Annotated in this window: 10 protein-coding genes; 2 read left to right on the forward strand and 8 right to left on the reverse strand. The window is 36.1% G+C overall.

The window, feature by feature from the left end:
• Positions 1–18 precede the first annotated feature (18 nt).
• On the reverse strand, positions 19–174 hold the full coding sequence (locus AC4D4A_RS07100; protein WP_490995245.1) for a hypothetical protein: 156 nt from the start codon (positions 172–174) through the stop codon (positions 19–21).
• A gap of 191 nt (positions 175–365) precedes the next feature.
• Here AC4D4A_RS07100 and AC4D4A_RS07105 point away from each other — a divergent pair, with 191 nt between their 5' ends.
• Positions 366–560, forward strand: coding sequence for an alpha/beta-type small acid-soluble spore protein (locus AC4D4A_RS07105; protein ID WP_066100972.1), 195 nt, complete (start codon positions 366–368; stop codon positions 558–560).
• A 73-nt stretch (positions 561–633) separates the two neighbouring features.
• On the opposite strand, the gene AC4D4A_RS07110 is transcribed toward AC4D4A_RS07105, so the two are convergent.
• The 6 genes from AC4D4A_RS07110 to AC4D4A_RS07135 form a co-directional block, all read right to left on the reverse strand.
• Entirely contained in the window at positions 634–1,962 is a 1,329-nt protein-coding gene (locus AC4D4A_RS07110; protein ID WP_490995246.1) for an anti-sigma factor domain-containing protein, read from the reverse strand.
• On the reverse strand, positions 1,959–2,705 hold the full coding sequence (gene sigI, locus AC4D4A_RS07115) for an RNA polymerase sigma factor SigI (protein ID WP_490995247.1): 747 nt from the start codon (positions 2,703–2,705) through the stop codon (positions 1,959–1,961). Before sigI ends, AC4D4A_RS07110 begins: the two co-directional genes overlap by 4 nt.
• A 258-nt stretch (positions 2,706–2,963) precedes the next feature.
• Positions 2,964–3,740, reverse strand: a complete 777-nt coding sequence (locus AC4D4A_RS07120) for a TerC family protein (RefSeq protein ID WP_490995248.1) — start codon at positions 3,738–3,740, stop codon at positions 2,964–2,966.
• Between the two features lie 247 nt (positions 3,741–3,987).
• Positions 3,988–5,532 carry an aldehyde dehydrogenase family protein gene (locus AC4D4A_RS07125; RefSeq protein ID WP_490995249.1) on the reverse strand — a complete coding sequence of 515 codons (1,545 nt, stop codon included), beginning with the start codon at positions 5,530–5,532 and terminating at the stop codon, positions 3,988–3,990.
• 17 nt (positions 5,533–5,549) lie between these two features.
• Entirely contained in the window at positions 5,550–6,647 is a 1,098-nt protein-coding gene (locus tag AC4D4A_RS07130) for an SDR family oxidoreductase (protein ID WP_490995250.1), read from the reverse strand.
• Between the two features lie 132 nt (positions 6,648–6,779).
• Entirely contained in the window at positions 6,780–8,363 is a 1,584-nt protein-coding gene (locus tag AC4D4A_RS07135; RefSeq protein ID WP_490995251.1) for a peptide chain release factor 3, read from the reverse strand.
• A gap of 601 nt (positions 8,364–8,964) precedes the next feature.
• Here AC4D4A_RS07135 and AC4D4A_RS07140 point away from each other — a divergent pair.
• Positions 8,965–9,801 carry a formate/nitrite transporter family protein gene (locus AC4D4A_RS07140; protein WP_490995252.1) on the forward strand — a complete coding sequence of 279 codons (837 nt, stop codon included), beginning with the start codon at positions 8,965–8,967 and terminating at the stop codon, positions 9,799–9,801.
• A 55-nt stretch (positions 9,802–9,856) separates the two neighbouring features.
• Here the strand turns inward: AC4D4A_RS07140 and AC4D4A_RS07145 are convergent, their stop codons facing one another.
• A complete protein-coding gene (locus AC4D4A_RS07145; RefSeq protein WP_490995253.1) occupies positions 9,857–13,387 on the reverse strand; it encodes an AAA family ATPase in 3,531 nt (1,176 codons plus the stop codon).
• Positions 13,388–13,389: the final 2 nt, after the last annotated feature.

Below are 13,389 nucleotides of genomic sequence, written 5' to 3' on the forward strand. Positions count from 1 at the left end.
CGTCGAGTCTCTATTTTTTTATTCTCCCTGTTTACCACGCTTAGAATTACGATTAGCGCCCTTCATAGGGTTTTCACCATGTGTAAATTCCGCGGAAAACTCTGTTTCCTGCAGATTTCTTTTAGGGGTTTTACTCAATTTATTAACCGCATTCATTTCTGCCTTACGTTTCATTTTTACACACACTCCTTTTATGCTGTTAGTATTCGTTCAAGACTCTTTTTCATGCAATAAATCAAACTTAATCAAAAGGGAAACCATGCCTATTCCTCCATACTTTAAATTGCATTAGATCATGTTTTTCATCCATATTAATGGTGTGGAGGAATCAAAAATCCACAGTATATGTAGTGAGGTGAATAGAAATGTCCAGCAGTAATAAATTATTGGTACCAGGTGTACAGCAAATGCTTGATCAATATAAATATGAAATCGCCGCTGAATTCGGCGTTACGTTAGGATCAGATACGGTCTCCCGAGCGAATGGATCAGTAGGTGGAGAAATAACCAAGCAACTCGTTAAACATGCACAAGCACAAATGAGTGGAAAAACTAAATAACTCTATATGGCATAGAAAATGTCCGGTAAAATACCGGACATTTTCTGAATTTATTTATGTAAATGGGTTATATTTATTCGTACATACCTTTTCTTTTTTGATTCTGATTACGATCATCTTGTTTATCTCTTTGATGCTGCGGTTTCCGTACATCTCGCTTGTCCATCCGCTCTTGCTTCCTGGCATCTCGCTTGTCCACCTGATCTTGTTTCCGGGAATCTCGCTTGTCCATCTGATCTTGTTTCCGGACATCACGCTTGTCCATCTGATCTTGTTTCCGACTTTTATAAGGTTGCTGATTTGGTTGCTGATTTGGTTTATTTCGCTTATCTACTTGTTGATTGTTTCGGTCGGTATCTCTTTTATTTTGATTGGTTTCCCTTTCTTTCTGGATGGTATCCTTTTTTACCTCAGTGTTTATATGCTGGTCTTTAGAGTGGGGCCTTTGCTTTAAATTTATATCCTTATGTTCTTGTTTTACAGCCTTCTCTTTTACATTATATTTAGCTTTAGCCTGTTTTTTAATGGTACCTGCGTTTTTAGGTATTTCAACAGATTTTTGCTTATTTTCCTGAATGACTGCAGACTTATTTGGAATTTGGACTGGGTCACTAGTGTTACTGATTTTCTGCTTTATTCCAACTTTTTCCACACTTGAATTTTTTTGATTGCTTTTTTCTTCTGTTACTTGAGTTTCATCATTTTTCTTTACTCCAGCTGAAGGCTGATTCTTGGTTTTCTTATTGGTTTGCTCTAGGTATGTTCCTGTAGAAACCCCTTTATCAGTTGCTCTCTTTCTATCTTTAACAGATGCCTTTTTCATTTCAATCATAACAGAATTACCAATTTGCGGGAGATCCTGAGTATCAGTTAATTTTTGCTGTAAGGAATTTTCAAAATTTTGATTATCCTTTTCAATCATTACGGTGGAGAACAATATATTGGAATTGGTTTTAAGATGCCCTGCACTACGATTTAAAACAACCATTTCACTAATAACATCGTCCATATCTCTGCCTTTCCATTCCTTAAGCCTTGCTATGATTTCTTTCCCTTCTTCGTTAATTCCCTTTACCTCAACCACTTTTAGTTCGTCTGTAATACCAAGTTCGATACTTGATTTAACATCCATACTGACATAAGCTGATACCTTTGAATTAGTTATAAGAGCAGGAAAGAAACTAACTATTAAAAGAACAGATGCTGCTAATACTGGAACTAGGATTTTAAATTTCCATCCATTCTTCTTGCTGAATTTTGGTTTTGGCTCAGTAACATCAATCCTTATTTCTTCTCCAATTTGATAGTCTTCGCGTTCTTTGTTCAATTTAATGAAATCGCCTTCAGGGGTCAATACAGTAATTTCCGTTGTTGATATTTGCATAATGATTCCACACTTCAATTTGAAAGAACCCCCTTCAAGTAATCCTTTAAGAACAAATAGTCTCCCGTTAAAATCAACACCATAGCTATTATATAAATGCGATTGCGTTCTATTGTCTTTCTTGAAACCTCAACTTTTTCTTCCAGCATTTTGATAGGCAATTTTTTCTTGTCTATGACATATTGAAGCATCAAAGGCTCATCTGCTATTGTTTTAGCAATTTTTATGGCGTTATTCCTTGCATCCACATGCTTTGGTGTATGCTTAACCAATTGGTCAAAGGTTATATGGAAGATTTTTAGTAATTCAGTATACCGAATAATCTCATCCTTTAAATTTCCGGAGTTTAATTGTCTCTGATGGTTTTCAATTGATTTTTCTATTTCTATGGGGCTTTGTATGTATTCATCTTCTGCAAAGTGTTTGATTTCAAAAGATAGTTCATTCATTTTTTTCGATTGTGACCTTATGTAATCTATAACTCTTCTCCGAATCACCGTATCTGCAAATGGCAATAAGCCATTTCCTTTATCAGCTGAAAACTTATCTATAGCATCGTTAAAAGCTATCAGGCCAATACTAAATTCATCATCTGTTTCTCGGATATAACGCCGGCATACAGATGAAACAGATTTTTTAATAAAGGGTTTGTATTTTTTAAGCAGATTATTTCTTAATTCCAGATCCCCTTCTTGTATTAAGCGTACGATTTCTGTTAAATCCTGCTTTTTTTTCAGAATCGGAAAAAGCATACCAAGCATTATGTCACCTCATCCCTGCACAAATTATACCATATGTTGTAATGTATGGTCTTTGTGGGATGTTTTCACTCTTCACTAGTTATAAATAATGCTTGGTTATATATTTTTTCTATTATGCTATATCATACGTATACAAATTTCCGTATATAGGGGTTATACCCAAATTTTATCAAATTGGTGTAAAAATAAAAAAACGGAATGCACATAATCATGCATTCCGGATCTTCAATTAATCTATTAATTTATATCTTTGTAATTTTACATTTCCTGGTCAATTTGATTTTTAGCTTTCAAATCTTTACCTGATACGAGGTATCCAATAACCACAATCGATACTAAGACACCCCAGAATATGATTTTCCACGTTGTAGACTCTGGGAAATGATGATCAAGAATTCCAACACCTGGATGTGCCAATGTCATGACAGCCAGCTTAACCCCAACCCAGCCGACAATTAGAAAAGCAGCTGTTTCCAGAGATGGTCGCTTGTTCAATAATACAACAAATTGTGTTGCAGCAAACCTCATAATAACTAATCCAATAAATCCTCCAAGGAACATAACAATAAATTGTCCGCCATTGATACCGCCGATATTAAACGACCCTACCGCCGGTAAAGTTACAGCTAAAGCAACAGCTGCAAGCATGGAATCAACTGCAAATGCCAAGTCCGCTACCTCGACCTTTAGAACAGTCATCCAGAAACCGGATTTCTTTTTTTCCTTAACCGCTTTATCTTCAGATTTTAAGAAATAGTGTTTCACTAAATAATTAATCATAATGTAGAGCAAATATACAGCTCCAATTGCTTGTATTTGCCATAAATCTACAAGTAATGAAATCAGGAACAGGGAACCGATCCTAAAGACGAACGCACCAATCAATCCATAAAACAATGCTTTTTTCTGTTGTTCCTTCGGAAGATGTTTAACCATTACAGCCATTACGACTGCGTTATCGGCTGCAAGAATTCCTTCAAGTCCAATCAAAACCAATAATACCCAGGCGTACTCTAAAAATATTGCCCAATCCATAAGTAAACCTCCTTTTATTTTCCAAACCAACAAAAAAGACCCATGCCAAAAAAGTAATTCTTTTTTGACAAAGGTCTTGCTAGACATTGTAAAAATGCCAACAAAGCCGATGGTTAAAAACCACGTACTGACGACTTTGTTTTAGGTTTCCCTAACGCTACTCCCCTTTGAAAGGTTTGTATGAAGTTTGTATACCTATTATATTGGCTTCTGGATACAAGCGCAAGTATTTACTCATATAGAGTATTTATTTTGATAGTTTTATTAATTTCAGATATTCCTTGAGTACCTTTATCATAGATTTCCTTTTACCAAAGTAGGCTGTTAACAGCGCATGGAAATGTTTATATTTCCCTTCATAAGGATACCACTGAATCTCTGATTTTTTGAGCCCCATATCTTCCATTACTGCTTTTTCATGACAAAATATACGAAGACCCTGTTCCCCATGATACCTGCCTATTCCACTTTCTTTAACTCCGCCAAAAGGAAGATTATTATTGGCAACTGTTATTAAAACATCATTAATTAACACAGCACCTGATAGAAGCTTTTTAGCTGTCAGCCTTCCTTTTTCCTTATTTGTTGTCCAAACACTTGCATTTAATCCGTAATTGGAATGATTGGCAGCCCGTATGGCTTCTTCTTCTGTATCAACAGTTAGTATAGGCAGAACAGGACCAAATGTTTCCTCCTGCATCACAAGCATATCCTCTGAAACATTTGTTAAAACCATCGGCTTAATAAACATGGAATTTTCATTCCATTCAGAAGGCGGATCACCAGTGATTAGGGTGGCACCTTTTAGCAGGGCATCTTCAACATGCTCTCTTACAATAGATATTTGCTGAATAGATGTCATAGAACCGATATCTGATTCTTTTCCATTCCCTTGCTTTAACTGATTAACAATTGGCAATAACTCCTGTAAGAAAGGCTCTAATGCATCCTTTTGGATAATCAATCTTTCAACACTCATACAAACTTGACCGCTATTCGTAAATGCTCCCCAAACAGCACCCTGTGCTGCACGCTTATAATCAGCATCGCTAAACACGATCATTGGATCCTTTCCACCGAGCTCAAGAGTCGTTGGGATAAGATCGCGTGCTGCTATTTCCTGAATAATACGTCCCGTACCTACGGACCCTGTAAAAAAGATATAATCAGGCTTTTGCTTCGTAAGACTAGCACCAAGTTCCTTACCGCCATGTGCTACTTGAAAAACTTCATCAGGAAATCCAGCTTCTTCAAATAATGATTCAATTAATTTGCCCACTGCAGGTGTTACTTCTGATGGTTTTAAAATAACCGTATTACCGCCTGCAAGCGCGGATACGACAGGAACCATTGCCAAGAGGAATGGATAATTCCATGGTGAGATAACAAGCACAGAGCCTCTTGGCATATAATGAATACTCGATTTGTGACCCATTAATAAGAAAGGTGTACGAACCTTCTGAGCTTTAAATGTTTTTTTCGCATGCTTTTCAATATGATTAATAGCATCAAGGGCAGGCATGATATCAGCCACTAACGCATCAGTTTTAACTTTCCCTGTATCCTTTGATATGAGCTCAGCAATTTCATCAAGTCTATTCACAATCGTATGCCTCAACTGCTGAAGATAGCGTAAACGTTCGTCTATATCTACTTGTGACCATGAAAGAAAAGCCCTTTTGGATTTATTCATTATTTCACCAGCTTGACTAGCCGGCATTTCTTCATACTGCATAATCAGTTCTCCCGTTGCAGGAGCATATACATTTACCATTTCTTTTAAGGCTTCCATCTCTGTTCCTCCTCTAATTATGTAATCTCTATATGAAACGCCCGATTGTTCTTATTGGCTCTGTAATATTCAACCATTGGCACTACACCTTCCTTAAAATCAGGACATTTAATGCCTCCTTCAGCTAAATCAGCCTGTGCCTGTGCACAATCAAATTCTCCTTTCCAGGTGAAATAATCAAGAGATTCAACTTCCACACCCAGAAACTTTCGTATTGGCTTAATTGATAAAGCCATTTTTGTAAGCCCAAACGGTAAATAGCCGATTGGTCGTTTTCCATTATACCCTTTCAAAAACAACTTATAAATATCTGTAACCGTATATGGATTAGGATCTGTTAAATGATAGGTTTTCCCAGCACCTTTAGGACTTAATGTTAAATAAGCTGTTGCTTTTATTATATAGTCTACAGGGACCAAATTAATCACACAGGTTGACTTGGTTATATTAGGGATAATTGGAAGGTATCTGATTCTGTCGAGGAAATTTAATATAAAATATGGGCCGTCAAATTTAATGGTTTCCCCAGTTAGGGTATTTCCTTTTACGATACCCGGTCGAATGACCGTAACAGGAACATGGTCCATAATCTTTCGAACAAGTACTTCTGCTTCATATTTGGTTTCTTCATAATAATTTTTAAATTCATCTGGCTTAATTAATTCATGCTCATACAGCTTTCCTTCACGTCTTCCAGCTACATAGGCTGTACTAAAATAGGTATACCTCATTAGGTTAGGAAGGGTCAATACATAATCATTTACATTGTTTGTTCCATCAACATTTACCAAATAGGCTATATTTTTTGGAACAGCTAAATCATAAATGGCAGCCAAGTGAAATAAATGGGTAATTTCCTCCTTTTTGAAACCGCTTTCTTTTTTACTTATGTTTAATCCTGGTTTAGTGATGTCTCCTTCAATTAGGATAAACTGATTTTCATCTAAATTGAACTCCTTTAAAATTTTTAATCTTTCACTGACAGCCTTATGCCATTCAGAAGGCAGTACAATAGCAATCACTTTATTAAATAACTGATCCTGTTTTTTTAGCTCCCTTATTAGTTGATTTGAAATAAAACCTGGAAACCCGGTAAAAAAATAGACATGTTTCATTGTTTCACTCTCCTAATATATTCTTTCCACCATTGTAAGAATATTTAGAAAAATATGTCAACAATTAATTGTTATATAACAGAAAAAAGCAGGATTTTAACCCAATCTGGGCTAAATCCTGCTTGAATTTAATTACCGTTCATGCTGATCCATTGGATTATAGAGTTCTATAGAAGGATTTTTTTCCTGGAACCAACGCAGCGCAAAGTCATTCTCGAATAAGAATGCATATTGATCATAGCGATCGCGTACCAAAAGACTTCTTGAACTTGAAAGCTTTTCATCAATTTTTTCATTTGTCGTCCAACGGGCAATCTTGTCACCCATTCTTTCCATGATAACTTCAGTATTATACTCATTTTTCATACGGTGCTCAAATACCTCAAACTGTAACTGTCCGACTGCTCCAAGAATATAGGACTCAATTCCAACTGTTTTAAATAATTGAATCGCACCTTCCTGTACAAGCTGATTAATACCTTTATGAAAATGCTTTTGCTTCAATACATTTTTAGCGCTAACACGTACAAACATTTCAGGTGTAAATTGTGGCAGACGTTCGAAAGAAAATGCTTCTTTTCCTGAAGTTAGCGTATCACCAATCTGATAGGTTCCTGTATCATATAATCCGATAATATCTCCTGCTACCGCTTCAGCTATATTGTTTCTTTCCTCTGCAAGAAATTGTGTTGAATTATTAAGTTTCATAGGCTTTCCTGTTCGGCTTAGTTGAACAGTCATACCACGTTCAAACTTACCTGAGCAAATACGGAAAAAGGCAATTCGGTCACGGTGCATTGGATTCATATTTGCTTGGATTTTAAAGATAAACCCTGAAAAAGTATCCTGAACAGGTTCAACCGGTCCCACAGATGATGGTCTTGGCTGAGGCTTTGGCGCAAACTCTAAATACGTATCCAAAAATGTCTGAACGCCAAAATTAGTAAGGGCGCTTCCAAAGAATACAGGAATTAATTCACCATTACGGACTTTTTCACGCGAAAATTCATTGCCTGCTTCATTTAACAATAACACTTCTTCCAATGTTTGCTCATAAAGAGGAGACTCAACAATAGAGTGATTTTCATCTTCTACTTCGCCCTCTTCATTCAATTTCAAGTATCGCTCTTCACCTTCAGCTTTAAACATTTCAATTCGATTATAATAACGGTCATAAATACCGAAGAAGTCTTTCCCCATCCCAATTGGCCAGTTCATTGGATAGGATTCTATACCAAGCACTTCCTCCAACTCAGCCAACAGCTCAAGCGGCAATTTACCTTGGCGATCCATTTTATTAATAAATGTGAAAATAGGAATTCCTCTCATGCGACAAACCTTAAATAATTTCAGTGTTTGTGCTTCAATCCCTTTGGCAGCATCAATAATCATAACTGCGCTATCAACAGCCATTAAAGTACGGTACGTATCTTCACTGAAATCTTGGTGTCCAGGTGTGTCGAGGATATTCACACGAGTCCCATTATAGTCAAACTGCATAACACTGGATGTTACGGATATTCCACGCTGCTTCTCAATTTCCATCCAGTCACTTGTTGCATATTTACCGGTTTTACGCCCTTTTACAGTACCAGCGTCACGGATTGCACCACCAAATAAGAGCAATTTTTCTGTTAACGTCGTTTTACCTGCGTCAGGGTGAGAAATAATAGCAAAGGTTCTTCTTGATTCTATCTGTTCTTTTAAATTAGTCATGTGAGCCATCCTTTTATATATTGTAAAACTTCTTAAATCTATTCAACTTGGATCTACATCTCCAATAATACTTTGATGTTGTAAAAAGGAAATAATTTTTTAACACTTCTTATTAAAATCAAAATACATCTTATCAAATATACCATGTAAAAAAATAATATGTGAATAGGCGAACCATAAGTTTTAATCAAACAGTCATATTTTCTCATATGTAGTTAATTACAGTCAATTAGTGTACGTTTAAGTATTTCACCTTTCTTTGGGGAAAAGTAAGTTAACATAAAAAAAAACGAGCATTAATGCCCGTCCTTTAAGCTACTTTTTTCTTATTGGTTAATTTTTTTGTAATATAGCTAATCACTAGGGGTGCAGCTGCAGCAATAACCCTTTTTAAAATTTTACTTTTCAAGATAATCACCATCCTTATACCTACCTTACCCGTATTCGGTGGAAGATAATCACAAGATTTACGCAAGTTTACCTTATTTGAATAAAAGAGGCTATCAGAAAAGTGAATAATTTCACAAGCTTATTGATTAATTAGAGAAGTCATAGTAGTTTATTTAATGGACGTTTTTCAGCATAGGAGGAATTTAACATCATGGAAGAACAAGGATTACAGTATTTAGTTGCCCTTGCAAAGAAAAAGAAAAGGCTGTTAGACCATTTTCCTCTTCATTATTTCTTAAGAGCGATGATGGCAGGAATATTTGTAGGGTTTGTAATCATTACCTGCTTTAGAACAGGAGAATATTTCAGGGTAGCCGACTCACCTTTTGCATACCTATTCCCGGCACTTTTCTTTGGTATCGCATTAATACTTATTATTTACGGTGGGGCAGAGCTATTTACCGGTAATACCGCTTATTTCACTGTCGCTTATATGCGTAATGAGGTAACACTTAGAGATTTAGGCCGAAATTGGGGCGCTTGTTATCTTGGCAATGCTGTTGGGGCAATCTTCTTTGCCATTTTATTTTATCTTACAGGCATATTCAGCCATATTCCAAACGAGCATTTAATGCACGAAATTGTTTCTTATAAAATGCATGGATCTGTTACAGCTTTATTCTTTAAAGGAATCCTTTGTAACTGGCTTGTTTGTTTAGCTTGTTACCTGCCTAGCCAAGTAAAAGGTGACGGAGCTAAAATGGCAATGATGATTGCAGTCGTGTTTTTATTCTTCTCATCAGGCTTTGAACATAGCATTGCGAACTTATCATTATTCTCAATTGCACTAGTATCACCGCATCCTGATACCATTACAATCGGAAATGCCATCTACAATTTGGTTCCTGTTACTTTAGGGAATATTGTCGGTGGAGCGATTTTCGTAGGTATGTTATATCAATTCCTAAGTAAATCAAGCACACAGCTTCAATTAGAGGACAATATGAATAAAATCTCTGAAATCACTAAAAAAGAAAATGTAAAATAATAAAGTGAACCAAGAAAAAAGAAGACCGATCCATAAAATCGGTCTTCTTTTAATTTCAGTTCGTGACGGCCTCTTTATGAAGGTGAATCAATTGATACTGCTTATGCTCCAATGTTTCCTCCAATAAATCCAGTAAATGAAAATGATGAGTGAAAAAGATAACTTGGGTTTTTTTCGATAATTCTTTTAAGATGGATAACGTAATTTTTGATCGTTCATTATCAAAGTGAACAAGAATATCATCAACAATAAATGGAATAGGTTCATTTTCCTCACAATATTTTTCTATGCTTGCAACTCTTAAGGATAAATACAATTGATCTTTTGTTCCATCACTCATCGCTTCTATTCCAATTTTCTCGTTATTTCTTAGTCCCAGCAGCACTTCTTCATCCTTTTCATTATAATCAACAGTTAACCCTTCAAAGGAGTTCAGCGTTAATTTCGCAAACAGTTTTGATGCTTTTGTTAAAATCGGATTTTGATTTTCGGAACGGAAATATTCAATTCCCTTCTGTAATACAAATGTAGCTAATTTTTTTTGGACATATTGATCGGTCAATTCTGCCAGCTCAGCCAAGATGCTTTCTCTTTCTTCAGCAGCCTGAACAGCAGCATATGAATTCCCCTTAATCTTTTCTTCATATTCTTTTCTGCATACACCAAAGATTTGGTTTTGTTCCGTCCTTTTCTCTTCCAAATCTGCAAGCTCTGCTTTCAATTCTGCCATTTCACTTTCCATAAAATCTAAATCAAGCTTGTCTATTTCATCTTTCATTTCTTGAATCGATAAGCCATTGCCAATCTCAAGTAAAACCTTCTCCAGATTGAGCAGTTCTGCAGACAGCTTCTGCTTTTGTCGATATTTATCTTCAATAATTTGCATTTCCTCGATGGTCTTTACACGTGCTGTCTGTAACAATTCATCAAGACGATTAAGCGCCATCTCCTTCTTATCCTTCGCTAAGCGATATTCTTTTTTTCGTTTTTCCAATTGTGCTTGCCATTCGAGTTGATTTTGCTTACACTTTTTCTGCTCCTGCAACTGATTCGTTAAATCATAGACAAAGGATTGAATATTTATTGGTTCAGGTATTTGTAAAGTATCAGCTACAATTTTGATATGATCTGCATAATCCTGGACAAATAACATACCAGCTTTTGCTTTGCTATTGATATCAGCCCAATCATCATACGTGGTTGTCAATTCATTGTACTTATCAAGCATTTCCAATGTGTAATCAATTGGTGTCTGACTTTCAATTTGCAAGGGTTTAGTAGCTTCCTCCCATGCATCTCTCCAATTGATTAACTCACTTTGCTTACTCGTGAGCTCCTGCTCGATTTGTTTCAGATCAGCAGCCTTACTCCTCCACTCTTTTTCCAATGAATTTCTCTCATTAATACGCTCTGTTTCTAAATGGATTGCTCTATTTGCTTCTCTGATTAAGTCTGAAAGAGTCCATTCTGGCACCTGAATATCTAGATCATCAGCTACTTCAGACAGGGCAAGGTATAGGCGGCTTTTGATAGCTGATCGTTTTTCTGTCAGCTCATCCCAAAGTTTCTGCTTCTTTTTATATTCGCCTTGATTCTCTTTAATTATTGTGTATTTTCTTACCCATTCTTTCATTTCAGTTGGTGATAATGGTTCAATACCGAATGGTTCCCAAAGCTCGTTCCACTTCTGAAAAAACATGTTTATTTGATCTTTAAGGCACTCCAGCTGTGTCTCTGCAGTAGCAATCTTGGTTTCAGATCTCTTTATATCCTGCAACGACTTATTCTTCATACCCACTTTTGCAGATTCTCGCCACATAATATCTGAAAGCTCATCCGTTATTTTTAAATCATGCTCAAATTTATCTTCTACCTCTTGCTGGCTGCAGTATTCCTCAATTAATTTACGATCAATGGCTTCACCTTTAAGTTTAGTCTTAATTAAGCTCCAACCACGGTCGCGAATCTGACGGCTTCTCTCTAAATCATCTTCTGTAGGAATTACAGACAAGGCTTCTAATTCAGCAATCGATTTTTCCGCTTCCAAAATAATCGTTTTCTCAACTTTAATACCGCGCTCTAAATTTGTTTTATCTTCATTGAATCTATCAAGTTGCTCAATGTACTGATTAATGGTTTCTTCTAAAATGGAAATATAAAAGGAATCAAACTCTTCTACCGAACCTTCCCATAATGGTAAATAGTTTAGTTCTTCCATCGTTTTGTCTTTAAGGTCCTTCATTTCCTCTGACAAAACATCAATGGTATTTTCAATATTTCCTTCTATCTGGGCGTGGTCAAGTACAAGTTTTAGCTTGGCAATATCCTTTACCTCTCCAAAACCTTCCCATTCCGCTCGCCTTAATGCAACAGCTTCCTTTAAACTTTCATGTCGTTTATTTATTTCTTTTAGCGTTTCATGTAAGATTCCATATTGCTTATAAAGCATGCTGATTTTTTCTTTACGAGAAGTGGCAATTCTAAAATCCTCAATATTGACGCTATCTACACTACCATAGCCCAGCTTATGAAGAATATCGTTCATCCGATTGAGCATCTGCTCAGCCTTTGCCTTATTTACATGTAAATCTTTATTTTCTTTCTCGTATGCACCAACTTGGCTGAAAAGAGATTGAATCATAGACTCACATGTTAAGAGTTTTTCATCAATATCCAGTTTGGCTAACTTCTCTTCGAGCGCCATTATTTCTATATTGGATATTTTGGCATTTTCATCAGCATGTTTTAATTCATTTAATACATTTTCTTTTTGTAAATTAAAATCATTGGGTAAATCCGGAATTTCAGTGAAGCTCTTTTGTTGCTCTATTAATGTGTCTCTTTCAATAAGAATGGGAGCAGCTTGGTTTAGCTTGGACAATTTTTTTAGAGTTGCATCTACATGAAGGTAATGCTCTTTTAATTCATCCAGCTGTTTCTTACCATGATGGTAATCATCCTCAAGCTGCTTCCATTGTCTAGCGAGCATTTGCGAATCATTAAGTCGGCGAGTTAATTCTTTTTCTTTCTTTAATAATTCATTAATCTTAGGTTTCGAACCACCTGATTTATATAATTCTTTACTTGCCGAATCAAACTCCTGCATGATTTTCTTTACAGCATTAACCCCAGAGGCCGCAGCAAACAAACTTTCTCCGACGCTTCCATTTGACTCAAGCAAAGCTTCTCCGCCTTCTCGCAAAGTTTCATGATTGAGTGCAAACATATTTCGGAATGTTTCCTCTGACAGCACATTTATATAAGGTAATAAAACATTATCTGGTAATGCTTCTCCCGCTTCGTTAAGAATGGTCTTTGACTTTCCCTTTCTTCGTATGAAGGACAGAGTATTACCTTTTGAATTGGATAGGCGGGCCTTTATACGTAAACTAGAATTGGGATGTATAAATGAATCCTTAGAATTATGCGGAATGCCGTACAAGAGTTGAGTAATAGAACGCAGCATAGTACTCTTTCCGGCTTCATTATTTCCGTACACTACATGGAAAGATTGATTAGGCTGAAAGGTAACCGGGAAATCAGTAAAATGACCAAATGCAGTTAAATTTAACTCTTCAAAACGCATGC

It is taken from the genome of Pradoshia sp. Z5_111 (assembly GCF_058267535.1).